Below are 24,659 nucleotides of genomic sequence, written 5' to 3' on the forward strand. Positions count from 1 at the left end.
GGGTGGGAGATTGAGAGGCGGGAATGTGACGTGGATTCGGTCGGGCGGGATGTGATGGCGGATTCGGTCGGACGCGGCATGACGAAGGGTGGGATGACTGGTGTGCTGCTGAGTGGGCGTTGTCTCAAGTTCGCATCGCCCCCGCCGGCGGGGAGGGTGATAAGGGTGTTGATGTAGTGACCGGACGCATCCTGATGTGACCGGGTGCATGTGCACTGGGTCACGTGTGATGCAAAACGTTGGAATTGCAACGATTGTGATAGCGTGTGGCCGGGTGCACCTGTGCCCTGTCACACGGTTGGCGTATCCGGTTACATAGTTGGCGTGCTTGATGATTCGCGATTGCATTGTTTGTGGGTGGTCCGCTGGACTGGTTGTGGGTGTATTCGGGTACTCTGCTCGGTCATCTTGGGTGGGCGAAGCTGTCACCTCTGCTCTGCCATCTCCTGGGCGGGCAACGCTGCCCCCTCTATCATCCTGAGTGGGCCGTGCCGTCACTTCTGTCATCCTGAGTGGGCCGTGCCGTCACTTCTGTCATCCTGAGCGAGCGCAGCGAGCCGAAGGATCTTGAAGGATTTTTTGGGCGGCAGAATCCTTCGACTCCGGCCTGCGGCCTTCGCTCGGGATGGCAATAGTACGGTTGACTGGTTCCTTTCAGGATGACAACAGTGCGGTGAAGCGATTCCGCTCGGGATGGTGGCGGAGCGCGTGCTTGACGACTGGATATCTAATCAGTTAACCGTCTGAAAAAGCAACAATATCAGTGTGAAAAATGCGAAACGACTGAAATTTCAATGGAATTGACAGATTACCAGAGTCTGCCCCATGCTTTAAGTGTTTCGCGGTTAAAACTAGTTACATATCTCCAAACCAAGGAGAGTTCCAAACCAGGGAGGGGTCGGATGGACAAGTGTTGGATGAAGATAGCGGTGAGCCGGCCGATGTCTTCCATCATCACCACATACGCCGTACTCGTCCACGGATGGGGAGGCTCCCCGAAGACCTGGGAGCCGGTGCGCTGGCCCGAATCGTGGAAGGTGCTCGCCTACACGCTTCCCGGCCACGCCGAGCGCGCGCAGGAAGGCCCCTGGACCATCCCGTCCGCGGCCGAGGACCTGGCCGCATACATCCGCGAGAACGTCCCGGCCGGCGCCCGCACCCTGCTCATCGCCCACTCCATGGGCGGCCAGCTGTCCATGCTGGTCAACGCCGACCACCCCGAGCTCATCGACGGGGAGGTCGTCATCGACCCCGCATACAACGGCGACGACTCGCCGGCCGACGTGACCGACATGCGACGCACTCTCAACGCGTTCCGCGCCGACCCGCACGGCGCCATGAACACGTTCATCCAAGGCGCGTTCTCCACGTATCTGCCGACCGAAAGCCGCCAGATCATCATGAAGGACGCCGACCGCACGAACGGGCGGGCACTCGCCGACTACTTCTCCTCCGAATATCTGGAGGACGGGTCGTTCGGCCTGCGCGGCCACACCCCGGAAGTGGCGAAACGCCGCACGAAGCCCGTGCTCGGCTTGTACACCAGCCAGGCGCGCGGCGGCTACGAACGGGACTGCAATCCGGACGGTCTGGACGTCGAGATTTCGCTGTGGGAATCCGATCACGGCCACTTCATGCATATGGAGGATCCGCGGCGGTTCGCCGACGAGACCGTGCGGTGGGCTGCGGACCACGGCCTCGCCGACGTCGCTGACGTGGCCGAAGCCGACGTCGACGCCGACGATGACGTCGCGTCCGCGCACCGGCCGCTCACGACGGCCATCTGACCGCGGTCAAGTCACGATACGACCATGATCCGGCCGACGGCAATGTCACAACAGTCTCGGCAAACCACCATTTTGCTGAATACGGCGGCATCGAATCCTTCCGATGCCGCCGCTTTTTGTAAAGGAAATCAGTTACACTACAACAGCGCGATAATGACGACAACGCGGACGACGATCGACTGTGACGACCGCCGTCGACGATTGCCGTCACGACGGCGATTATGACACCAAACGGGAGGGACGACAATGGGTCGCTATGAGCAGTACGACGGCGACGAGGCACGGCATCGAGGCCCCGGTCCCGCCCGAACCGGCAACGTCAACATCCGCGACATCGCCAAGGCGGCGGGCGTCTCCACCGCCACCGTCTCGCGCGTGATGCGTGGTGGCAACCGGGTGTCGGAGGTCACGCGGGCCAAGGTGCAGAGGGTCATCGAGGAGCTCGGCTACATCCCCAACGCCCACGCGCTGGCGCTCACCACGCCGCCCAACTCCGTCACCTTCGTCGTGGACCACATCTACGGCGGCACCTACGGCGAGATGACCGCCGGCGTGGAGCGCGAGGCGGCCGACCGCAAAATGACGTTCCGCCTGCAATCCACCGGTGGCGACTGGGACGACCCCAAGCCCATCCTCGACAACCTGCTCTCCCAGCGGTCACGGCTGGTCGTGCTCAACGCCAGCGACGTCATCGGCTCGCCGGTCGACGGCATCCTCAACGACTACGTCGACAGGTTCGCCTCGGTCGGCACCGACGTGGTGGTGATCGCCCGTCCCCGCATGGACCTCGACCCGCGTATCGCCGTCGTCGACTACGCCAACGAAAGCGGCATGTACGAACTGACGAAATACATGATCTCGCTCGGCCACCGGTCGTTCATGTTCGTCGGCAGGAAACCCGACTCCAGCGTGTTCACGGCACGGTACCACGGGTTCCTCCGCGCGCTGGGCGAGGCCGGCATCGCCTATGACGACCGCGTCAACGTGCCCATCGACGACGACCGCGACAGCGTCATCGCCAACGTCATGGCCGCCTATCCCATGGTCCCCGGTTGCACGGCCGTCGTGGCCGTCACCGACGCCATGGCGTTGTACACCATCGCCGCGTTGCGCAAGCTCGGCAGGAACGTGCCGGCCGACGTCTCGGTCGGAGGCTTCGACGACATGCCCTTCGCCGAGGACCTGGTCGTGCCGATGACCACCGTGCATGCGCCGTTCGGCAACATGGGCCATATGGCCGTCAAGATCGCCCTCGACGGGCTCGGCCGCGACGTGACCATGCCCACGCAGCTGAAGATTCGCGGTTCCGTCGCCGTGGCTCCGGCGCGGTGAATTGCGCAGTGAATCACACACGATTAATCACGATTGTGTGTCGGCGTGGCGGAGGGCCCGCGCCAACATCACGCCGATGATGGTGACCGTGATGGCCATGATGAGGTAGTCGATTCGCGCTCCGGACTGCGTGGCGAGACGGTATTCGCTGGTGCCGACGGCGCAGACGAGCCCCAGGGCGGTCAACGCCGCCTGCATGGTCGTCTGCTGCGCGTCGTGCAACGCGTCGATCGTCTCCGCACCCTGGTTGATGAACACGATCAGGCCGGTGAACCCTACGGCCAGCATGACGAACTGCGCGGTCGCGAACGGTGTCGCGCCCGTCGGATGGGACTGGATGATGGTGGCCAGACCGAGTGCAAGGGCCGCCGCCATGATCGGCAGCAGAATCACGAAGATCATCCGCCAGGACGTGTGCGCGGCCACGAAGCCGCCGAACGCCGGTCCGAGCGCCGGGGCCGTGCCGACCACCAGCGTGCCGATTCCCATCAACATGCCGATCTTGGGTTGCGGGGCCTGTTCGAGGATGATGTTGAACATCAGCGGCAGCGCGAGGCCGGTGCCGATTCCCTGCAGCATGCGTGCGCACAGCAGGATGGGGAAACCGTTGCCGACAATCATGATCATGCAGCCGGCGACGGAGGCGAGGACGGCCACGACGAAGATGCCGCGATGGGGGAACCTGCGGTCGAGGAACGACGACAACGGGACGGTCACCGAGACGACCAGCAGATATCCCGTGGTCAGCCATTGGATGGTCGACGCATTGACCGACAGCATCGCCATGAGCCTTGGAAACAGCACGTTCATGACCGTCTCCGTAAGAATGCCGATGAATGCCAGCGAGCCCACGGCAACGATGGAGCCGATGAGCTTCGGGGACATGGCCTGCGGCGGTTGCGCCGGCGTGGTGGCGGATTGCGTCCGTGCGGTCGGTTGCGGTCGGACGGATTGCGTCTGCGTATGGTTGGTCATGCGGGTCTTCGAGCCCGTCGATATCGGTGACGTCTTCATGAGACACGCTCCTTTGATTTCCCCAAAAATCAATACGGTAAGCGTTTTCCATAATAGTCGGGGAAGGCGCCGGGTGCTAGACTTCACCATTGGTACGGCAATCGTTTTCCGTGACGTTGCCCCGAAGCGGCGGGCGGATTGTGGACATATGGAGGATGGACGGCGATGACGACGGATCATCAGGGCAGGGCCGCGACGCTTATGGATGTGGCCAGGGAGGCGGGCGTCTCCATCGCCACCGCCTCGCGTGCGCTCAACGGCGGCACGCGCAAGGTGCGCAAGGACTCGTATGAGAAGGTCGTGGCGGCGGCGCGGCGGCTCGACTACCGCGCGAACGCCTATGCGCAGGCCGTGGCCAAGGGCGTGTCCCCGAACATCGCGCTGCTCGTCTCCGACATCTCCGACCCGTATTTCGCCGGCGTCTCGCAGGGCGTCCTCAAGGCGGCCTCCGAGCGCGGCGTCGACGTCGCCATCGGCGTGGCGTCCGACGGCGCCGCGGAATTGGAACGCATCCGAGGGTTCATCGCCTCCCGGCCGCGCGGCATCATCATCTCGGAAAGCGAAAACGTCAACGACCGTACGAGACGGGACCTCCAGCAGGAGCTGAAACGCTACACCGACGCCGGCGGGCGCGTCGTGTTCATCCTCGACCGTGATATGCCGTTCCCCGCCGTCGACGTAGGCAACGAAGCCGGCGGTTACGCCATCGGCAAGCTGCTGATCGATGCCGGGTACCGGCGTCCGCTGATTCTCAAAGGCAACGACGGCTACCGTTCCTCCGGGCAGCGCTACCGTGGTGTGGTCAGGGCGCTCTCCGAAGGGGGCGTCGACATCGACCCGCGTGCCGTGGCCAGCGGCGGATTCCGTCGCGAGACCGGTTTCGCCGTCGTGGCGCAGATGCTTCGCGACGGACTGCTGTCGCCGGGGGAGGGGGCGCTCTACGGCGGCAGGGGCGCGGACTGCATCGTGGCGCTGAATGACGTCATGGCCATTGGCGCCATGACCGCGCTGCGCGCCGGAGGCCTCGAACCCGGCAGACAGATGGGGGTCACCGGTTTCGGCGACATTCCCTACGCCGCCGACGTCTACCCGGCGCTGACCACCGTGCACCTGCCGCTGCAGGACATGGGCCGCGCCGCCGTCGACAACATCATGCTCGGCGACGACGAATACCGTGGCCTCGGCCATCGGCTGATCTTCCTGCAGAACAGGCCCGACGTCATCCTGAGGGATTCTCTGCCGAAGCGTTCCTGAACTTTCCTCGTGCCTTCGTGCGTTCTGTGATGTTTACCCGCGCAAATTGTCGGGATTGAGGCGGATTCTCGACCATTCGCGTGTGGGAAATGCGGGTTCCGATGATTCGATAACGGCGTCGGTCGCGGTTACAGTTTTGAAATCGGTTTCATATAATACTGTCTGACAATGAAAGATGGCGTTTTGGAATAAAGAAACCAATTTTAAGCGCGGTTTTGTGAAGAACGTCCGACACTGCAAAGGAGCGTCATGTCCGAGAAATTCAACGTCGTTATGTCCATCAAGCCCGGCCTGCCGGAGCAGCTGCTCACCGAGCCGATGTGGAAGCGCCTGCACGAGATCGCCAACATCGAGCGGCACACCGAGATCACCGACTTCTCCGATTCGGCCGCGCGGGAGCGCATGAAGGACGCCGACTACCTGTGGTACGGCTGGGGGCAGATCACCGCCGACGTGCTCAACGCCATGCCGAAGCTCAAGGGCATCATCGCCGCCCAGGGCAGCGCCTACAAGGCCCTGACCGACGATGCCCGCAAGATCGCCAAGGACCGCGGCATCTTCGCCACCAACGTGCAGGCCGCCAACTCCATCCCCGTGGCCGAATACTGCCTCGGCGTCACGCTGCTGGAAAGCAAGGACCACACGCTTTCGCAGCATCAGTACGGCGAGAGGCGCGCCTACATCAACCGCGAGGTCAACTACGCCGACGCCGGCACCTTCGGCAAGACAGTCGGCATCGTGACCGCCACCGCGCAGATCGCCCGTGACTTCATGGAGATGCTCAAGCCGTTCGACTTTAACGTGCTCGCCTGGAGCCGCCACCTCACCGATGAGGAGGCCGCGCAGTACGGCGCCAAGAAGGTCGACCTCGACACCGTGTTCCGCGAGTCCGACATCGTGTCCATCCACACGCCCGGCATCCCGCAGACCGCCGGCATGATCGGCGCCCACGAGCTCGGCCTCATGAAGGACGGCGCCCTGCTGCTCAACTCCGCCCGCGGCATCGTCATCGACCACAAGGCGCTCGAGAAGGAGCTCGTCTCCGGCCGCATCCGCGCCGTGCTCGACGTGACCGACCCGGAGGAGCCGCTGCCCGCCGACTCGCCGCTGTGGGATCTGCCGAACGTGGTACTCACCCCGCACATCGCCGGCTCCATGGGCTGCGACCTCAACCGCATGGGCGCCTCCGTGCTCACCGAGTTCGAGCACATCGCCGCCGGCGAGCCACCGGTGCGCTTCGAGGCCAACCCGCTGGACTGACATACAAGGCACAGGAGCGTCTTATGGATAAGAAATACGAATACGGCACGGACGAGAACCGTGCGCTGCTCAAGCGCGAGACCGAGAACCTGCTCGGCTTCGGGCACAGGTTCCCCGCGCCCGGCGGCGGCTCCGCCTGGCTCGACAACGAAGGCAGCCCCGACCCCTCGCATGGCATCCAGACGTGGATCACCTGCCGCATGGCGCACGTGTACTCGCTGGGCACGCTGCTCGGCCACCCCGGTTCCGAGGAGCTGGTCGACGCCGCAGTGGAGGGCCTGCTCGGCCACCTGCACGACGACGCCAACGGCGGCTGGTACCCGGAGATCACGTGGGACGGCAAGCACGGGCCCGACAAGATCTGCTACGCCCACGCGTTCGTGATCCTCGCCGGAACCTCAGCCACGCTCATCCCGCTGCTCGACCCGGCTCTCCGTGGCCCCGGCGCTCAAGGCCTCGCTCGCCGGCTGATCGAACGCCCCCCCCGGCGCCCTCGGCTCCCCTTGTCAGGGGAGCTGGCCGGCGTAAGCCGGACTGAGGGGTAGTCGGAGCGGACTCGGCATGTACCGTCTTCATCTCTCCCTCAGTCGGACTCCGACAGCTCCCTCATCAGAGGGAGCCAAGGGAACCCCGAGCAGGCGGGCAATCGATTACAAGCCGCGGCAATGTCATCGAGGCTTGAAATAATAGGCAACATCGTGACCGTCGGCATGAAGTCTGAAATACTTTCATACCGACGGTCAATGCAGTACAACTGCCATAAGGCGGCACAACCATCCAAGGAGACCAACCAATGGCCAGGAATGCGCAACGCAGCACGCCGGTGATCAAGGACGTCGCCAAACTGGCGGGTGTCTCGGCGCCCACCGTCTCCCGGTATCTCAACGGCACCGCCAACGTGAACGAGGAGAAGCGCAAGCGCATCGCGCAGGCCATCAAGCTGCTCGGATACAAGCCGAGTATCGTCGCCCGTGCGCTGGCGAACAAGGAGATGGACTCTGTCATGGTGTTCGCCACCAATTCCGGCACGTTCTCCACCAACATGACCAACATCGGCGTGGAACGCGGCGCGCAGTCGAAGAACTACCTGTTCGGCGTCACCACGCTGAGCGAGCACCACATCGACGACGTGCAGCAGATGGTGCAGATGACACTGGGGTCGAACCCTGCCGGTGTCATCGTCTACGAATACGACCGCGCCGGCGCCGAGGCCCTGCGATACATCCCCGACGACATGCCGGTCGTCATCGTCGGCGGCAACGCGGGGGAGGGGCCGTACCAGGTCATCAACTCCGAACGCGAGGGCGGCCGCGACATGACGAAATACCTGCTCGGTCTCGGCCACAGGACCGTCTACCACGTCGCCCGCGCCGAAGGCCCGAGCGGCAACACGCGGACCAACGGCTGGCGTGACGCGCTGACCGAGGCAGGCGCGCCGATTCCCGAGATCCTGCGCGTATCGTCCTCCGATTTGGAGGAGGCCGTCGAGGCCGGTCGTGCGCTCGGCCGCCGCGATGACGTCACCGCCGTGTTCGCCGGCAACGACGAGACCGCCATAGCCGTCATCAACGGCCTGCGCGAGGAGGGCCGCAGCGTGCCCGAGGATGTGAGCGTCGTCGGATTCGACGACCGCCAGTTCGCGCCCCTGTGGAAGCCGGCGCTCACCAGCTACCGGCAGAACTTCAACGAGATGGGCGAACGCGCCTTCGCCATGCTCTATGAGCAGATCCAGGCTAAGCGTGCCGGCGAGGAGCCGCCGCAGTCACGCCTGGAGACCGTGCAGGGCCGCATGGTCGTGCGTGATTCCGCACGCTCACGCTAGAGCCGCGTTTACGGGAGTTATCCGCAATTCACGGTGCCTTTCTGCCGCTTTCCCGCCGAAAAACGACCTTTTCGCACCGCAAATTGCCGATAGCGGGGGGTTCAGCCCATATTCAGCATAGTGTGGCGTGCGTTCGCTCATAATTCCGCGCCTATAGTGGGCTTCGAAATCGTCGGGTGACGATGGAAGGGGATTTTGCCATGGAGTTCGATGATGCGATCGTCAGGCGGTATGCGTGCCGGAAATACGACGCGCGGCAGGTCGCGCAATCCGACTTGGACGCGATTCTCGAGGCCGGACGCTTGGCGCCGACGTCCACCGACCAGCAGGAACAGCACGTGTACGTCATCCGTTCGGCGGACGGGCTGGCCAAGGTCGACGAATTGTCGGAATGCCGGTATGGTGCGCCGACCGTATTGATGGTCACGTATGACACGACCGACGTGTATGAGTATCCGGGCGGCAGATACGATTCCGGCGTGGAGGACGCGTCCATCGCCACCACGCAGATGATGCTCGCCGCTACGAACCGCGGCGTCGGCAGCTGCTGGGTCAACGTGTTCGATCCGGACAAGGTGAAGACGGCGTTCGGGCTGGAGGACAAGGAACGGGTCGTCGCGATGCTCGACCTCGGCTATCCGGCCGCCGACGCCGGGCCGTCGGCGAAGCACTCCCGCCGCAAGCCTGTCGATGAGCTCGTCACGTATCTGTGACGGCGCGGTCGGCCGAGGGGATGGGCTGACGGGTGAATACGGGCTATTGACCCCGTTATCCGCGATGTATGGTGCCTTTTAGTCGTTTTCGGGGCGGAAAACGACCTTTTCGCACCGTGAATTCGCGATAACGGGGTTTTGCGCCCTTGGGTTGACGGTAACGGCTTTTTCGCGAAACCCGCTGTTTCGGCCTGCGGATTGGTGTACACTGAAACTGTTTTTGAAATCGGTTTCAGAAACGACGGAGAGTCGTGACGGGCCGATGCGGACGATATAGGGCCGACGGAACCACATGTTCCCGAAAGCCCGATGACACCTCAGCAACGAGGCTTAGGAAAGGAAAGCGACAATGGCTTGGGAACTGGCTGCAAGCACGCTCGGCGCGCCGTACGACACCATGGACGAACTGGCGAAGACCTTCACGGAAACCGGTGTTGCGAAGATCGAGGTCGCGGTTGGCGATGAAATGAAATTCACCATGACCTCCACCGACGACGAGCTCAAGGCCATGCGCGACGAACTCGCCGAGAAGGCGAACGTCTCCATCTTCTCCGTCGACTCGCGCGTGCAGGTGTGCAACCCCGACCGCACCGAGGACGAACTGCTCGAAAGCCTCGAACACTGCCTGCACATGGCCGACGTGCTCGGCGCCCAGTACGTGCGCGTGTTCCCGACCGCCCCGCTCGACCCGTGCTGGACCCCCGACCGTCTGCCCGGACTCGCCCTGCCCGACGGCCAGAACCTCGCCGGCATCTCCAAGCGCGGCGCCGCCATCATCGTCAAGGCCCTGCCACTGGCCGACAAGCTCGGCGTGCAGCCGCTCATTGAAACCCACGACTCGCACACCAACGGCGAGCGCAACGCCATGATCCACGCCGAAATCGACCGTCTGGCCCCCGGCAACCGCGTCGGCACCATCTGGGACCTCGCCCACCCGTGGCGCGTCGGCGAGGACCCGGTGACCACGTTCGAATACGTCGGCCAGTACATCGCCAACGGTCGCGGCCTCGTGCAGATCAAGGACTGCGCGTTCCCCGGCGACCAGACCCCGGTGTTGCAGGGCACCGGCCGCGTGCCGCTGGCCAAGTGCTGCCGACTGCTGAAGAACGGCGGCTACACCGGTCCGCTGTCGCTGGAATGGGAGCGTCGCTGGTACCCCGAGGTCGCGCCGCTCAAGGACGCGCTCGTGGCCGCGCGGCACGCCATCGACAACCTGCCGCTCGACGCCCAGCTGGCGTGAGCATGGCCTGTGCGGCTGAGTAGGTGTCCGACCACCCCAGTCAGCTGTCGTCGACAGCCCCCGCCAGCGGGGCGGAGACCAAGGTGCCTGACTTCCCCACAGGAGTCGGGCACCTCGCACACCACGAAAGGAGCCTGCAATGACGATCGATCCCCGCGAATTCGGCGCCAAGGCCGATGGGACGACCAATGACGCCGCGGCCATCCAGCGGGCCATCGACGAATGCGCCGCGAACGGCGGCGGCACGGTCCGGCTGGCCGACGGCGTCATCGACTTCAAGCCGCTCACCGAGGCCGTGTGGAACACCGGCTGGCGCGGCGACATCGAATGCGAGCTGTTCAACCAGAAGATCTGGGACACCGACCCCGCCGTCGTGGCGAAGACGGTGTCGGACGCCTTCGACAAGGAGGTCGCCCCCTACTGGCCTCTGTGATGTTGCGCGTCGGATCCAAACCCCGATATCGCCGATTTACGGTGCTTTATGGTCGTTTTTCGTTCGGAAAACGACCGAAACGCACCGTAAATCACGGATAGCGGGATTCTGGGTCCGTATTTTTTGGTCGTTGACGCGCGTATCCTATATGAGTACGTGCAACGAATGAATTCATGGCAAACGGGGTATGCATGGTCGAACATCTGACGAGACGGACGGTCCAGAAGGAAACGGTCCGCGAGGCGTTGCGGCGGACGGACGATTTCGTCTCCGCGCAGAACCTGCACCGCCGATTGCAGGACGCCGGCTCCAAAATCGGTCTGGCCACCGTATACCGGCAGCTCAACTCCATGGCGGCGGCGGGGGAGGCCGACACCATCCGCATGGGCGGCGAACAGCTGTTCCGCGACTGCGGCGAGGACGCCGCGCGGCATCATCATCATCTCGTCTGCGAACGCTGCGGCAAGACCGTCGACATCGAACCGCCGAGCGAGGCATGGTTCCGTAAGGTCGCCAAGGACAACGGATTCACCATCAGCCATCATATTCTTGAGATCTTCGGCATCTGCGCCGACTGCGCGGCCGCCGAAGCCGGAGCCGCTGCCGACGGCGATTCCGGCGACAAAGTCAACGGCACCGACTGAAATGGGAATATGAACAGGAACAGGATCGTCGGGCTCATCTCCCTGATCGTCGTCGTCGCCGTGATCTGCGGGTTCGCGGTATGGCGGACGACGTCGAAGTCCGGCCCCGGGTCCGCGACGCCGACGTCGACCGTGTCCGTCACCGGCTATCTCGGCGGCGAGAAGACCGGCCTGTTCGACGACGACGAATTCGCGAAACTGGCCGCCGAATCCGGTCTGAAAGTGGACTATCGCAAGGCCGGCTCTCTGGACATGATGACGGCCGACCGTTCCGGCATGGACTATCTGTTCCCCTCCTCGCGCACCGCCGTCGAATACGGGGCGTCGAAGGGCGTGAAGGCAACGAAACAGGACATCGTCTTCAACTCGCCCATCGTCGTCTACACGCACAAGCCCGTGGCCGAAGGGCTGGCGAAATCCGGCATCATGACGAAATCCGGTAACGTGTGGCGGCTCGACATGGCGAAGGCCGTCGACGCGATGAAGGCCGGGCGCACATGGTCGCAAGTCGGGTATGCGGGCGGCTACGGCGTGTTCCACATCGAAAGCACCGACCCGGTGAAATCCAACTCCGGCAACGAATACGCGGCCCTGCTGGCGAACACGATGAACGGCGGCCAGCCGGCCACACGGGCCTCGGTGAAACGCGACGCCGCCACCATCCGCGGCATCTTCGCGAAATCCGGATGGATGGAGACGAGCTCCGAGGACAGCTTCAACCAGTTCCTCACGCTCGGCGTCGGCTCCAAGCCGATGATGGTCGGCTACGAGAGCCAGATCCTCGACCTGGCCGTAAACAATCCCGACGCGTATGCTCAGGTGAAGGACGACCTGGTCATCGCCTACCCCACACCGACCGTATGGAGCACGCACACGTTCATGGCGTTGGACGCCAAGGGGGAGAAGCTGCTGACCCTGCTGGAGTCCAAGCCGGTGCAGAAGCTCGCATGGGAGCGGCACGGCTTCCGCAGCGTCACCTTCTCCGGCACCGACTCCATCACACGGTTCAAGGTGCCCGGCACCGTCGACACCGTGCAGAACGTGACCGAACTGCCACCCAACGACGCCATGCAGGACCTCATCGCCGCATTGAAGCAGTAGCGGTGTCCGGACGGTGGTTAAATCCGGCTCGCGGCGGTGTCCGGACGGTGGCGGGTGGCGTCGGTGAGCGCACACATCCGGCCGTCGCAACCGCATATGCCGAGTTGTGGGTGTTCGTCTCGGTTGATTCGGCATGGCGGCGTTGGAATTTCAACGATTATTCTCGGCGAAACGCGATTATCGCCAAATCGAACACCCACAACTCGCGTTTTCGGGGGATGGCCGGTGTTTTTCGGCGGGTGAGCGGGTCCCATATGGATGATGGGTGGTCTGGAACCGTCTTTTTGAGAGAGAAAAATAATAACTTCGGCGCATGCCCTGTGCCGGACATGCGCCGAAGTTGATGGGGAGCCGGGGAATCCTTCTATCGACGTGTCGGTATTCCTATGGCGATCCCTTGGATGAGGCCTCGCTTTCGTTTGAAGCCGTTCGCGGCCCGTGCAGAAAGGCCGGGCGGAGATCAGGCGGCGAGTTCGGCCTTCAGCTCCTTGAGATCGGCGAGGATCTCCTCGTGGCACTTCTCGTTGGTGTCGAAGGCGAGGTGGCAGAAGGCGCACTCATGGCCTTCGCGGTTCTCGTGGCAGGCGTGAGCGCAGGACTTGCCTTCGCAGTGCTTGCAGTCGGCGTCGTTGCAGCAGTCGCCGGTGAAGCAGCAGCCGCAGCAGCCGCAGGCGGCCACGCCGTGCTCGTGCTTGGTCACGTCGAACTTGGCCAGGTCGTCCTTGCAGACCGCGAAGGTGCCTTCCTCGGTGACGATCTCGTAGGCGTGCTCGTCGTAGTTCTTGATGGTCATGATGAACCTCTTTCCGTATGATTTCCGTATGATGCCGCATCCGCCGCCGATATCGTCGGCCCGTCGTCGCGGCGTTTCCTTGTGACGTACGTCAATATAGGCGCGAAGCCATGTGGGCGAAAATTAGTGAAAGCGATTATCAGTCAGTTATTTCATTGCCGTGCGAATGCGTTTTTGCGCAGTGCTCGCATAGGCCGAATATCTCAAGGTCGTGGCTGATTTCGGTGAAGTGCACCTTGCGGGCAGCCTGTTTGATCCACTGCTCCAGTCCGGGGATTTCGATTTCGATGGTGCGTCCGCATTCCCGGCAGACGATGTGATGGTGATGGCCGTGGTCGGAGCATTCCCGGTAGAGCGTCTCGCCGTTGAGGTGCAGGGTGTCGAGTTCTCCCGCCGAGGCCATGAGCTGGAGGTTGCGGTATACGGTGGCTGTGCCGATGCCGGTGCCCTGTTCGCGCAGTATGCCGGCGATCTCCTGGGCGGTGGCGAATCTGGCGAGGCCGGCCAGGGTGCGGGAGAGCAGTATTCGTGGTCGTGTCACGCGTTTTGCCGGCGTCTTGCGTGGTTCGTCGTTCATAGGGGCCTCGGTCAACTTCGTATGTTAAATGAAAACCGTTATCATAATCATATGTCCGATGGACAATACGGCTGCCGCCGGAACGATATGGCTTCGGCGCATGCCCTGTGCCGGACATGCGCCGAAGATGATGAAGGTCGGAATCCAGCGGCCTCAGTGGGCCAGCATTTCCGTGGCGACCTCCTTCGCGCTCATCGAAGCCGGGTAGTAGGTCGGCCAGTTGTCCATCTCCTTGAGCGTCTGCTCCTGGGATTCGTCGCCCGTGAAGATGTGGAAGTGCGCGGCCTTTCCGGGCGCGATGCCGTGATCGGAGAACTGCACGACCTTCGGCGCTCCCTGCGGCACGTTGCCGGTGGCGGTGAACAGGTAGCGGACGCCGCGGTTGCCCTTGGCATAGTCGAGGATCCTGAACCCGTCGTACCGATAGGTGGCGGTGGCTGACCTGCCGTTGCTGGTGAAGGTCATCCGATTCCCCTTGATGACGATTTTCTCCACATCGGTCTTGTATCCGGTGTCGTAGTATTTCTTGTATTCGTCAACGGTCATATCGCCCTTCTTGGCCTTGGCCTTGGCCTCCATCACCGAATCCAATGTGCCGTCCTTGAGATACGGGTATACGGACTGCCATTCGCCGGCGTAGTCGGCGATCGTGCGGTCCTTGACGTCCTGGGTGAGGAAGTAGCCGTTCGTGGTGTCGATGGCCAGGGCCTGATTGGTGATCGAGGTCAGCCACTCCAGCAGGGTCTTCTTGTTTTCGGGCAGCTGTTCGGTCACCGAGATGATCGTCTTGTTGTGTTTTCTGGCCGCGGCATCCAGCTTCTTGGCGAATTCGCCCATCTCCTGCGGGTTGACGACGAGAATGTCCACGTCGTTGCCGGAGACGACGTTGATGGCGCTTTTCAGGTCGGACGCCGACGGCTCGGATTCGCTGTTCATCGCATTGGTGTATGTGGCGGGTGTCTTGTCGACGGCGCCGATGTAGTCGAGCAGATAGTTCGCCACGGATTCGGTGGCGGCGAACCGTCGTTCGACGTTCTTCGCACGACCCTTGTTCACCAAGGCGACGAAATCGGCGTAGTCGCCGTTCCATGCATTGGAGTGCCGCTGCACCGTGGCCTCGGTGGAGCCTCCGTCCGGTGCGGCGTCGGTGTATGCCGCGGTGATGGCCTGCGAGGCCTTGAGCACCGCTTCGGGGCTGAACCAGAGGTGGGGGTTGGTCGAGCCGTGGTGATGGTGGTGCCCGTCGCCTTCGTCGTGCTCGTGGCTGTGCTCCTCGGTGGCGGTGATGCCCATGAGGTCGCCCACGTTCACGATCTTTTGCCTGGAGGAATCGAGATTCGCCTTTTCCGCCCATCCGTCGTAGCCGGCGCCGTTGATGACGACGACCTGCGCCTTCGACAGCTTGGCGAGGTCCTTTGGCGTGGCCTCGTAGTCGTGCGGATCGGCGGATGTGGAATTGATCAGTGATGTCACGTTCACGCAGTTGCCGCCGAGCTCCTTGGCGAGTGATCCCCACTGGTTCACGGATGCGACCACGTCGAGCGTGACGTCGCAGGAATCGGCCACGGTGTCCGCGGCGGTGGTGGCCGTGGAGTCGGTGCCGGCCTGCATGTGGCTTCCGCGATAGGCGCTTCCGGCCGCGAACGAGCCGATGATCAGGGCGGCGGCAAGGACACCGCCTCCGATGGCGTACAGCGGGCCCCGTCGTTTACGGGATGCCGTTTCGGTGGCGGCGTTGGTTGTTGCTTCGTTGGTCATGGTTGTCTTTCTACCGTTGATAATCATGAGGTTTGGGAGCGGTTTGATATATGTGGGGGAGGGGAGACGATTTCAGGTCTCGATATACCCCTTGCGGACGGCGCTCGCCAGATGCTGCGGCACCTGGACGGTGCGACCGTCCGGCGTGGTCACTGTGGCGAGGCTCACCGGCTTCGCCTTCCAGTTGGCGCGGCGCGAACGCGTGTTCGCGCGTGACGTCCGGTATTTCGGATGGGCCATCAGCCCTGCCTCGCTTTCCATCGGGGGTTCTTCTTGTTGATCACATAGGTGTGGCCGCGCCGGCGTACGACCACCGATCCCGGCTTTCTGGCCATGGACCGGATGGATGCCTTGACCTTCATGGGAGTCTTCCTTTCCGTATGGTGATTCTCCTGCCGTTCACCAGCTCGATTTGGTGACGCCGGGCAGGTTGCCGGCGTGGGCGAGGTCGCGCATGCGCACTCGCGAAACGGCGAACTTGCGCAGATAGCCGCGCGGACGCCCGTCGATGGAATCGCGGTTGCGCAGTCTGGTGGGGCTGGCGTCTCGCGGCAGGGCGTGCAGTGCCTTCATCGCGGCTTCGCGCTCCGCCTCGCTGATATGGGGGTTGACGCCGGCCTTCTTGAGTTCGGCGCGTCGTTCGGCGTATTTTGCCACGATACGTTCGCGTTGGCGTTGCCGGGCGATCTTACTGGTCTTGGCCATGATTTTCATACTCCTTGTGGTCTCATCGCGTTTCGCGGAAGATGACGCGTTTTTTGACGATCGGATCGTATTTCATGAGTTCCAGTCGTTCGGGTGTGTTCCGTCGGTTCTTCCGGGTGGTGTAGGTGAATCCGGTGCCTTCCGTCGACCGCATCGTGATGACCGGGCGGATGTCGGATGATTTGCTTGCCATGATGGTTCCTTCGATGAAGATGCCGGCCGCGGAAGATGGAGAAACGCGACCGGCAAGACTGTGATGCCGCAAGCCGGTCTGGATGCCGGGCCGGCTTGCGGCGTGTTGTGCCGTCGATGGGCGTCAGGCCGTGATCTCGTTGCGGCGGATCAATTCGGCGACCACGACGTCGATGCCCCGACGGTCGATGGTCCTGATGCCGCGGGCGGAGACGGTCAGGGTGATTCGGCGCCCCAGTGAGGGGACCCAATAGGTCTTGTGCTGGAGGTTCACGCCAAAGCGTCGGCGGGTCTTGCGGTGCGAATGGGAGACGCGGTTGCCGACTCCGGCCCGCCTCCCGGTGACTTGACAATGTTTGGTCATGGATGTCATCATAGCTAATGAGAATCATTATCACAAATTGGTGATGCATGAGATCGCGTCATGCGTGGAAACGCAACGGTTGTCCGGGATGGCTCCCGGCGCGTCGCCGGGATATCCCGGCTGCGGAATCCGTCGGGCCGGTTCATGCGCTACCAGTGGAAAAGGAATCATGGATATCAACGAACCGATGCATATGGCCAAGGCCGATATGTCGGAGCCCCTTCGTCCTGACCGTGTCGTGCTGCTGACCAGCATGGATGGTGTTACCCGAGACCTCGCCGCATTCTGCGCGGGTGACGGTCCGGATGTCTGTGTCATCCGATATCGCGTGGAACGGCGATTCATGGGAATGGAGCAGTCGGACGATGACTCGCACTCGATAATGCATGAGGGCTGTCTGTCCGACGTGGCCATTGTGCGAACGGTGCAGGGCTGCTCCCTGGTGACGCACGGCGAGGAACGCTTTGCGATGCCTGGCTGTTGCGTGACGTGCGCCATCAAATCCGATGTGGAGCGCATGATTGTGGGGTTGGGCAATGCCATACGCCGCTGTGGCGTGTGCACGGGCGTCACCTTCGTCGTCGTGCTGCCCGTGGGACTGCAGGCGTTCCCCATCGCCCAGTATCTTGACGACTGCTTTTCGTTCGCCGACGATCTCGGCGACAACGGTACGGTGACGCCCGTGCCGCGTGTCGCCGCCGTGGCGACGGTCGTGAACGAGGTGGGGTTGCGTGACCGGTTGTTCGACGACGCCCCGTTCGAGTCCGACGACGGCGACGTGGTCATTGTGGACGAACGGTCGGTCGGCGAGGTCGAGGCGCTGCTGTTGCGGGAGGCGAGTCATGTGCTCACCATATCCGCGTGGACCGGGGAGATCGACGAACCGGATTGCGGTTCGATGTGGATGGGCGAGCTGATCGGTCAGATCCGTTCGTCCGACGACGCGAAGATCGAATGCGCCTGCGATGTCGACTGGCGGGCCCTGGCCTCGGGCTCGTATTCGCTTGATGGGGCGCAGCGTCGGCTTGACGCCCTGTCGCTGCGGCGGTCCTGCGACAGTCCCGTCCAGACGCATATGCCGGTTCGGCTGGAATGCTCCAGGGACGGGTTCGAGGCCACCGTGGTGCATTCGCCGAGACCGGTGCATCCGGGGCGGCTGTCGACGCTGCTCAACGAAATCGAAACGCCGGTGCATATCCGAGGCCATTTCACCGTGCCGACCAAGCCGTTTTCGGTGTTCGTGTGGGAGGGCGGCCCCGGCGGGGTCTCCATCGAGGAGCTTGACAACATCGAGGGCGATCTGCCGGCGGAGACGATACTGCAGATCGTCTCCGCCGTGCATACGGATATCCCGTTGCGGTTGGAATGGCTGCTGCTCACCGATGACGAGTTGAGGATGCCGACGACGTCATGGTTCGACCAGGCCGACGAGTTCACTGCATGGAGCAACGCCGCGCATCGCTGATCGCCCATAGGATTTCCCGCATCGTGCGTGTCGGCTTGGGAAACGCCGTGATGGGCGATGATTGACGGGTGATTTTCATCAATAATGAAAACGATTATCAATTTATGTGTATACTGGGGCGTGGAATTCCTCAGAGAGGGGAATGCAACGGTAGAAAGCTGGAAGAAATGACGATTTGGACGAAGAAACTGCAGCGCAAGGTGACCGTGCTGGCCGCGGCGACGGCGGCGGTGGTCATGACCGCAGGGCTTGCGGCATGCGGGAACAGTGCATCCGGCGGCGCATCGCAGTCCGCCGACAACGGGGGAAGCTCCAAGATCGAAGTTGTGGCGAGCATCAACCAGTGGGGTTCCGTCGCCGAGGCCCTCGGCGGCGACAAGGTCGACGTGCAGTCGATCATGAAGAGCACGAACGTGGAGGCCCACGATTACGAGCCGTCCACCTCCGACGTCGCCGCGTTCACCAAGGCGCAGGTCGCCGTGGTGAACGGCGCCGACTACGATCCATGGGCGTCGAAGGCCGCGGCCTCCACCAAGGCCGACGTGGTGAACGCCGCTGAGACCGACGGCATCAAGGAAGGCGACAACCCGCATGTCTGGTTCTCCAAGGACGTGCGCGAGAAGACCGCCGACGCCATCACCGCCGCCTATGAGAAGGCCATGCCCGACCAGAAGGACTACTTCGAGCAGCAGCACAAGAACTGGGAGGTCCAGGAGCAGAAGGTCGAGGACAAGATCAAAGCCGCATCGGCCAAGACCAAGGGCGTGCCGTACGGTGCCAGTGAATCCGTCGCATGGTATCTCGCCGACGACCTCGGCATGACCGACACCACGACGAGCGGCTACAAGAACGCCAGCGCCAACGAAAGCGAGCCCTCGCCCGCCGACGTCAAGCAGTTCGCCGACGCCCTGAAGGCCGGCAAGATGAAGGTGTTCGTGCTCAACACGCAGGAGGCCAACGACACCACCAAGCAGCTGGAGTCCGCCGCCGCCGAAGGCAACGTGCCCGTGGTGAAGCTCACCGAGCAGATGCCGCAGGAGTACACCAGCCTCACCGACTGGATGAGCGCCCTGGTCGACGACTTCGACAGCGCGGTGAAGTGACCGAAATGGCCTGATGCCGGTTCACTCTTTATGGGGATACACAAAGAGTGAACCGGCTTTCTCGTATATCGGACGTGCCGTCCACTGAAAACCGCATGGTTCCAGTGGACGGCACGTCCTCGTATATGTTTTGCGGTTCACTCTTTACGCCCCCTGTGCAAAGAGTGAACCACGCTCGGCTACCGACCGAGCTGCTGGGCGTTCTCGATGAGCGCGTTCTTCAGGTCGCCTTCGAGTTGGCGCATCTTCACCTCGGCGGCCTGGCGGCTGGCCTTGCCCTCCTTCTGGATTTGCACGGTCTCGCGCAGTGTGGAGATCAGCTCCGAGTTCACCTTCTCCAGCGTCTCGATGTCGACCACGGAACGCTGGTTGGCCTTCTCGGCATCAACGGCGCCCTGGTGCAGCGCACGGGCGTTGGCCTGGATGAGCCGGTTGGTCACGTCGTCGGTCTTCTTCTGCAGCTCCAGCGCCTGACGCTGGTTCTCCAGACCCAGCGCGATGACCATCTGGCTCTTCCACACCGGAATCGTGGTGGAGATGGTGGTGTCGATCTTGTCGCACACCATCTGGTCGGCGTTCTGGATGATTTTGATCTGCGGCGCGGTCTGCAGGCAGATCACGCTCACACGGTCGAGATCGTCGAGACGCTTGGCGAAGCGCTCCAGCTTGGCCTTGAAGTCGGAGAGGATTTGCGCCTGCATGGGGTCCTGTGCGGCGGCGGCCTCCTGCTCGAGCTTCGGCAGCTGGTTCGCGTTGAAGTCCGCCAGCGCCTTCTTGCCGGCGAGCACGGTGATCTTCAGGTCGCGGTACTGCTCGGCGTTGCGTTCGTACATGGTGTTGAACATCGAGATGTCGGAGATGAGCTGGCTCTGCGAGCTTTCCAGCTTGGAGACGATGTCGTCGATCTGCGTGGAGACCTTCTCGTAGCGGCGGCGCAGCTTGTTGATGTTCACGGCGATCGTGCCGAGGATCGGCACCTTCTTGATGCCGCTGAGCTCGGCCTCGTCCACGGTGACGAGCAGTCCCTGCAGCAGTTCGCCCGCCTGCCCGGCGTCCTTGGAGCGGGTCTTGGAGAGGATGTCGTCGGCGAACGTCGACGTGGCACGCTGCACGTCCTTGCCGTAGGCCGATTCGATGCCCGACTTGGTCAGGTCGAGGGAGCCGGCGAGCTGCTGCACCTTCGCCTGGTCGGCGGGGCTGAGCTTGGCGATCTGCTGGTCGGGCGTGGCGTCGGCCGCCAGCGCCTGCTGGTCGGGCGTGGTGGCGAGGTCCACGGCCTGGGAGGTCTGCGCGCCTCCGGCGAGGTCGCTGAGAGAGATTTCCTTCATGGTTTATTGTCCTTTCGAGAGCGTGGTGATGATCGCCTGCATGGCGTCGTTGTTGGGCAGTTCGGAGACGGCGGTGATCTGGTCGACGGTGCCGGGCACCTTGAACCGTTTGATGCCGTCGGTGCCGGTGAAGTTGGCCGAACGGAAGCCGTGCCGTTGCCAGGCGAGCTTCTGCATATCGTCGCTCTTGAGCAGCGTCAGCAGTTTGCGTCCCTTGTCGTCGAGCGGTATGAGCATGTGCGTGGACCATACGGTCGGCGTCGGGTAGACGATGACGATGTCGTCCTTCACCTGGTTCCATGCGTCGGGCTGGTTCGCGGCCACGTCGAGCACCTGGCTCTCATAGCCGATCATCATGGGCTTGGATCCGACGCCCAGCGTGAGGAACTGGTTGAAGCTGTCCTCCGAGCTGGTCTCCATCCATCCGGATTTCGAGAAGATGGTCTGCAAGGTGGCCTTGTCGCGCTGCACGGACTGCACGGTCGCCGGCTGCCCGCCGTTGAGCACCGTGGCCACCAAAGCCGCGTATTCGTTTCCGGAGTTGGATTTCACCGGGTCGGTCGAGTCGATGCGGAACTGTCCGTAGCCGCCCGACCATCCGACCTGCGCCCACGTCTTGTTGCTCTTCAATGCGTCGACGGCCTTGGTCATGTCCATGCGGTAGACGCCGTCGGTCTTGCTCATCAGGCCGGTTTTCACCAGTCCGTCGGCCACCTGCTTGTGCGTGTAGATGACGATGGGGGAGTTGAAGACGATATCGGCGCCCGACGTGTCGATTTTCTTCGACTTGCCGTATTCGACGGCGACCTTCGATGACGGGAAGAGATAATCCATGCCGTTGTTGTCGGCGTCCATCATGGCCAACGACCCGGCCTTGCGGTAGTCGATCTTCAGGCCGTTCTTCGCGGCGAGATTCTTGAACTCCTGGTCCTCGAACAGGGTGATCTTCTCGCCGCCCAGATAGCCGGTCACGCTTTGGGTCTGCACCGGCTTTGGCGCGGTGCTGGTCTTCCAGTTGCGGAACACGGTGACGCCGCCGATCACCAGCACCACGACCAGCAGCGCGGCGAGGCCGATGACCTTCGATTTCGAGAGTTTCACGACTTGACTCCTTTCTGAGCCGTTGCGTCGTATGGGGGAACGTGTGCGGGGGATGCCGGGCCTGCGGGGGCGGCGGACGTCGGCGCCGCATATCCCGCCTGTATCGTCTGCTTCGGTGGCATCGGTGACGCCTGTGATGTTTGCGGAGTCGGTGACGTCTGTGGGAAGTTCGCCGGCGTCTCGTAAGGTATCGGCGACACGTAGGCCGACCGCTGGCGCTTGTCGCCGCCCGGCCGCGTCGTACCGTCGGCCGAGGGCAGGGTGTCGTGTGTCGTCTCCACGCTGTAGCCGTCCATGCTGGCGAGCCGGGCGATGGCCTCCGAGTCGGCGGACAGGGCCAGCGTCTTCGCCTCGACGGCGTGGGAGAGCTCGCCGGCGGCGGTCTGTTCGAGCACCTGCATGGCGTTGATGGTGTCGATGCGCGCCTTGGCCAGCTGGTCGCGGGCGCCGGAGCGTTCGACCTCCACATAGCCTTGGAGCAGGTTCTGCGTCTGGTCGCCGTACACGTTGATGAAGTGGCGCAGCGTCTCGTAGGCGCGGGGGTTGTCCTCGACGAACGAGGTGAGCGCCTTCGTGGCCACGACGATGTCGTTGACCTCCTTGCGCACCGCCGGGTCGCGCACCTGCGACATGAGTCCCTTGATGGCGTTCATTCGTGCATTGGCCATGTCGATGGCCTCGATGGCCTTCTGCCCGTTGGGCACGGCCGAGGCGAGCACCTTGCCGAGCTTGCGTTCGGGCTGGGTGAGGTACGAGACGCCGATGTATCCGCCGGCGGCCACGATCACGGCGCCGACGAGCCCGATGACGCCGCCGCCCGCCACCCAGAACGTGAGGGCGGCGAGCCCGAGACCGGCGACGAAGCTGATGATGGTGCTGATCATCCGTTGAATCCCTTCACCTCGCGGAAGATGGTGGCGAGGTCCTCGGAGCGGCCGTCGAACACCTTCGCGTTGGAGAGTTTCGCGAGTTCGTTGAGCTGGGATGGGTCGGCCTCGCCGAACATGATGGAGAACACGGGCACGTCATGGCCGGAGGACTTGTACTGCTTGGTGAACGCGTCCTTGTTGCCGGTCTGTGAGACGCCGTCGGTCATCAATACGATGGCGGTGGTGTAGTCGGTGGTGTTCGTCGGCATGTTCTGCAGGGCCTTTTCGAGGCCGGCGTAGATGTCGGTGCCGCCGATCGTGTCGGTTTCCTGGCCGCGTTGGAGGATGGCCGTCGTGTCGGTGCCGGTGGATTTGGTCGGGTCCTGGGCGTTGCCGGAGAACGGGATGAGGATGTTCACGTCGTTCTTGCCGGCTTCGAGATGCGACTGTTTGGCCTGGCTTTGGTTGAGGGCCGCGTTGAGGCCGCGTACGACGCCGTCCTTGCCATCGCCCTGCATGGAGCCGGAATAGTCGACCACCCATACCGTCCAGCTGGGCTTGCGCAGGCTGGACTGGTAGACGTTCAGCGATTCGTCGATGACGTCGGCGGCGGGCAGGGGGATGGTCTTCAATGCGTCGGCGCCGGTGTTGATGCCCCATTCGCTGCGGAACGCGTCCTTGACCTTGGCGTCGTTCTTGTAGGTGAGCACGCCGGCGAGACCGGTGCGTCGGCCCGCGCGTTCAAACAGCAGTTTGGCGTCCTTGGACTGCAATGCCTTGGAGAAGGAGCCGAAGGCGTCATCGAGGTTCTGTCCGCGGTCGACGTAGCCGAGCGGGGAGTCGGAGACGGCGATGCCATCGGAGGGATATACGGCGAGCAACGGGTCCTTGCCTTTGGAGGTCAGGGTCTTGTCGGCCTGGATGACGAGGCTTTCGTAGTTGACCATGGCGTTGAAACGGTCGGGGTTGGCGACGACCATGTCCTTGAGCCAGTCGCTGGATCCGGAGGAGCGGTCGACGCCGGAGAGCAGCGTGTGGACGCTGGCCTGCACGCTCGCGTTGTTGAGGTCGGTCTTGGTGAGCGCCTGGTTCTTGCCGGCGATGGCGGTGAGGAACGCGAGGTAGGCGCTGGCGCCGGAGTTCGATTGGGTGGCGCTGGTCATGGAGAACGTGAGTTTCTTCGCCTTCACCGCGTCGATGACGTCCTGCGTCTTCACGGCCTTGGTGGTGCCGTCCGCATTGGCCCATCCGAGCTGCTGCGCTTTGGATTTGGCGATGCCGAACACGATGGGCGTGGTGGAGGTGCTGGTGGCGTTCTTGACGATGTGCTTGGTGTCGCCCATCGTGATCCACATCGACGACGCCGGCCAGACGGCGTCATAGGATTTGCCGCCGTTCTTCAGCACGTTCATGATGTCGAGCGAGCCCATGTAGTCGATGGTCACGCCGATCTTGGAGTCGTCGACCGCGCGTTGGATGGCCGCGGAAACCTCCTTGTTCTCCGATCCGGAGGCGATCTTCAGCGTGGCCGTGGCGTTGCCGTCGGCGGGTTTGTAGGTTTCCGTCTTGCCGTTGTTCGATGTGACCGGCTTCGCCGACGATGTGGGGTCCGTCTGCGAGGTGTCGGTCGATGCCGAAGCGCCCCCGTTGCCGTTGTTCTGCGAATCCGTGTTGCCGGAGCATCCGGCGAGTAGCATCACCATCGCGAGTACCGCGGCGATGGCCGCGACCGTCCAGGTTTTCATCGACGAACGTACTGCCCTGAACATCTCATCTCCTGTTATCCCGAGTCTTTCCGCGTCGC

The 24,659-nt window shown here is 63.1% G+C and carries 25 protein-coding genes and 1 pseudogene; 13 read left to right on the forward strand and 13 right to left on the reverse strand.

The genetic code is table 11. The annotated features are described in order from the left end of the window. Window positions 1–941 precede the first annotated feature (941 nt). Together KIH77_RS09950 and KIH77_RS09955 are read left to right on the forward strand one after the other, a co-directional pair. Window positions 942–1,787, forward strand: coding sequence for an alpha/beta fold hydrolase (locus KIH77_RS09950; protein WP_219101462.1), 846 nt, complete (start codon window positions 942–944; stop codon window positions 1,785–1,787). Window positions 1,788–2,033: 246 nt separating this feature from the next. Continuing rightward, window positions 2,034–3,119 (forward strand): LacI family DNA-binding transcriptional regulator, encoded by a 1,086-nt coding sequence (locus KIH77_RS09955; RefSeq protein WP_219101464.1) that lies wholly within the window; start codon window positions 2,034–2,036, stop codon window positions 3,117–3,119. A gap of 27 nt (window positions 3,120–3,146) precedes the next feature. On the opposite strand, the gene KIH77_RS09960 is transcribed toward KIH77_RS09955, so the two are convergent. After that, window positions 3,147–4,133 (reverse strand): MFS transporter, encoded by a 987-nt coding sequence (locus tag KIH77_RS09960; RefSeq protein ID WP_219101466.1) that lies wholly within the window; start codon window positions 4,131–4,133, stop codon window positions 3,147–3,149. Between the two features lie 165 nt (window positions 4,134–4,298). Between KIH77_RS09960 and KIH77_RS09965 the strand changes: the two genes are divergently transcribed. The 9 genes and pseudogenes from KIH77_RS09965 (at window position 4,299) to KIH77_RS10510 (ending at window position 12,600) form a co-directional block, all read left to right on the forward strand. Further along, window positions 4,299–5,387, forward strand: coding sequence for a LacI family DNA-binding transcriptional regulator (locus KIH77_RS09965; protein ID WP_236024619.1), 1,089 nt, complete (start codon window positions 4,299–4,301; stop codon window positions 5,385–5,387). Between the two features lie 249 nt (window positions 5,388–5,636). Continuing rightward, window positions 5,637–6,647 (forward strand): hydroxyacid dehydrogenase, encoded by a 1,011-nt coding sequence (locus KIH77_RS09970; protein ID WP_219101468.1) that lies wholly within the window; start codon window positions 5,637–5,639, stop codon window positions 6,645–6,647. Window positions 6,648–6,670: 23 nt separating this feature from the next. After that, a pseudogene (locus KIH77_RS09975) lies at window positions 6,671–7,081 on the forward strand (AGE family epimerase/isomerase); the annotation flags it as partial. Window positions 7,082–7,440: 359 nt separating this feature from the next. Beyond that, window positions 7,441–8,469 carry a LacI family DNA-binding transcriptional regulator gene (locus KIH77_RS09980; protein WP_219101470.1) on the forward strand — a complete coding sequence of 343 codons (1,029 nt, stop codon included), beginning with the start codon at window positions 7,441–7,443 and terminating at the stop codon, window positions 8,467–8,469. 200 nt (window positions 8,470–8,669) lie between these two features. Next, entirely contained in the window at window positions 8,670–9,182 is a 513-nt protein-coding gene (locus tag KIH77_RS09985) for a nitroreductase family protein (protein ID WP_219101472.1), read from the forward strand. Between the two features lie 349 nt (window positions 9,183–9,531). Beyond that, on the forward strand, window positions 9,532–10,422 hold the full coding sequence (locus tag KIH77_RS09990; protein ID WP_219101473.1) for a sugar phosphate isomerase/epimerase family protein: 891 nt from the start codon (window positions 9,532–9,534) through the stop codon (window positions 10,420–10,422). Between the two features lie 139 nt (window positions 10,423–10,561). Then, window positions 10,562–10,855, forward strand: coding sequence for a glycosyl hydrolase family 28-related protein (locus KIH77_RS09995; protein ID WP_219101475.1), 294 nt, complete (start codon window positions 10,562–10,564; stop codon window positions 10,853–10,855). Window positions 10,856–11,046: 191 nt separating this feature from the next. Then, the gene (locus KIH77_RS10000) at window positions 11,047–11,499 is read left to right on the forward strand and encodes a Fur family transcriptional regulator (RefSeq protein WP_219101514.1); all 453 of its coding nucleotides are present in this window, start codon (window positions 11,047–11,049) and stop codon (window positions 11,497–11,499) included. A 9-nt stretch (window positions 11,500–11,508) separates the two neighbouring features. Next, window positions 11,509–12,600: a hypothetical protein gene (locus KIH77_RS10510; RefSeq protein WP_236024620.1), complete on the forward strand. Its 1,092-nt coding sequence runs from the start codon at window positions 11,509–11,511 to the stop codon at window positions 12,598–12,600. Window positions 12,601–13,060: 460 nt separating this feature from the next. Here KIH77_RS10510 and KIH77_RS10010 read toward each other — a convergent pair whose 3' ends face one another. The 8 genes from KIH77_RS10010 to rpmB all read right to left on the reverse strand — a co-directional run bounded on the left by KIH77_RS10010 (window position 13,061) and on the right by rpmB (window position 16,989). Beyond that, complete coding sequence (locus KIH77_RS10010) at window positions 13,061–13,393, reverse strand: lectin-C (RefSeq protein WP_219101477.1); 333 nt, start codon at window positions 13,391–13,393, stop codon at window positions 13,061–13,063. Window positions 13,394–13,532: 139 nt separating this feature from the next. Then, entirely contained in the window at window positions 13,533–13,970 is a 438-nt protein-coding gene (locus KIH77_RS10015; protein WP_219101479.1) for a Fur family transcriptional regulator, read from the reverse strand. 153 nt (window positions 13,971–14,123) lie between these two features. Next, on the reverse strand, window positions 14,124–15,728 hold the full coding sequence (locus KIH77_RS10020) for a metal ABC transporter substrate-binding protein (RefSeq protein WP_219101481.1): 1,605 nt from the start codon (window positions 15,726–15,728) through the stop codon (window positions 14,124–14,126). A 72-nt stretch (window positions 15,729–15,800) separates the two neighbouring features. Then, window positions 15,801–15,968: a 50S ribosomal protein L32 gene (rpmF, locus tag KIH77_RS10025; RefSeq protein ID WP_219101516.1), complete on the reverse strand. Its 168-nt coding sequence runs from the start codon at window positions 15,966–15,968 to the stop codon at window positions 15,801–15,803. Beyond that, window positions 15,968–16,090, reverse strand: a complete 123-nt coding sequence (locus KIH77_RS10030; RefSeq protein ID WP_109137451.1) for a ribosomal protein bL36 — start codon at window positions 16,088–16,090, stop codon at window positions 15,968–15,970. The genes rpmF and KIH77_RS10030 overlap by 1 nt, the downstream gene beginning before the upstream one ends. Before the next feature lie 37 nt (window positions 16,091–16,127). Beyond that, window positions 16,128–16,433, reverse strand: a complete 306-nt coding sequence (gene rpsN / locus KIH77_RS10035) for a 30S ribosomal protein S14 (RefSeq protein ID WP_219101483.1) — start codon at window positions 16,431–16,433, stop codon at window positions 16,128–16,130. 22 nt (window positions 16,434–16,455) lie between these two features. Continuing rightward, the gene (gene rpmG, locus KIH77_RS10040; protein ID WP_219101485.1) at window positions 16,456–16,626 is read right to left on the reverse strand and encodes a 50S ribosomal protein L33; all 171 of its coding nucleotides are present in this window, start codon (window positions 16,624–16,626) and stop codon (window positions 16,456–16,458) included. 123 nt (window positions 16,627–16,749) lie between these two features. Further along, window positions 16,750–16,989 carry a 50S ribosomal protein L28 gene (gene rpmB / locus KIH77_RS10045; protein ID WP_219101487.1) on the reverse strand — a complete coding sequence of 80 codons (240 nt, stop codon included), beginning with the start codon at window positions 16,987–16,989 and terminating at the stop codon, window positions 16,750–16,752. A 169-nt stretch (window positions 16,990–17,158) separates the two neighbouring features. Between rpmB and KIH77_RS10050 the strand changes: the two genes are divergently transcribed. Together KIH77_RS10050 and KIH77_RS10055 are read left to right on the forward strand one after the other, a co-directional pair. After that, window positions 17,159–18,454: a hypothetical protein gene (locus KIH77_RS10050; protein ID WP_219101489.1), complete on the forward strand. Its 1,296-nt coding sequence runs from the start codon at window positions 17,159–17,161 to the stop codon at window positions 18,452–18,454. A 167-nt stretch (window positions 18,455–18,621) separates the two neighbouring features. Then, the gene (locus tag KIH77_RS10055; RefSeq protein WP_219101491.1) at window positions 18,622–19,557 is read left to right on the forward strand and encodes a metal ABC transporter solute-binding protein, Zn/Mn family; all 936 of its coding nucleotides are present in this window, start codon (window positions 18,622–18,624) and stop codon (window positions 19,555–19,557) included. A gap of 179 nt (window positions 19,558–19,736) precedes the next feature. On the opposite strand, the gene KIH77_RS10060 is transcribed toward KIH77_RS10055, so the two are convergent. From KIH77_RS10060 to KIH77_RS10075, 4 genes are read right to left on the reverse strand one after another with little or no spacing between them, the layout of a single operon-like run. Continuing rightward, window positions 19,737–20,885, reverse strand: a complete 1,149-nt coding sequence (locus tag KIH77_RS10060) for a toxic anion resistance protein (RefSeq protein WP_236024621.1) — start codon at window positions 20,883–20,885, stop codon at window positions 19,737–19,739. 3 nt (window positions 20,886–20,888) lie between these two features. Then, the gene (locus KIH77_RS10515) at window positions 20,889–21,986 is read right to left on the reverse strand and encodes a hypothetical protein (RefSeq protein ID WP_236024622.1); all 1,098 of its coding nucleotides are present in this window, start codon (window positions 21,984–21,986) and stop codon (window positions 20,889–20,891) included. Further along, window positions 21,983–22,870: a 5-bromo-4-chloroindolyl phosphate hydrolysis family protein gene (locus KIH77_RS10070; RefSeq protein ID WP_219101493.1), complete on the reverse strand. Its 888-nt coding sequence runs from the start codon at window positions 22,868–22,870 to the stop codon at window positions 21,983–21,985. The genes KIH77_RS10515 and KIH77_RS10070 overlap by 4 nt, the downstream gene beginning before the upstream one ends. Continuing rightward, a complete protein-coding gene (locus tag KIH77_RS10075) occupies window positions 22,867–24,624 on the reverse strand; it encodes a vWA domain-containing protein (protein ID WP_236024623.1) in 1,758 nt (585 codons plus the stop codon). The genes KIH77_RS10070 and KIH77_RS10075 overlap by 4 nt, the downstream gene beginning before the upstream one ends. Between the last annotated feature and the right edge of the window lie 35 nt (window positions 24,625–24,659).

The sequence above is a fragment of the Bifidobacterium pluvialisilvae genome (assembly GCF_019331695.1).
Classification (GTDB): Bacteria; Actinomycetota; Actinomycetes; order Actinomycetales; family Bifidobacteriaceae; genus Galliscardovia; species Galliscardovia pluvialisilvae.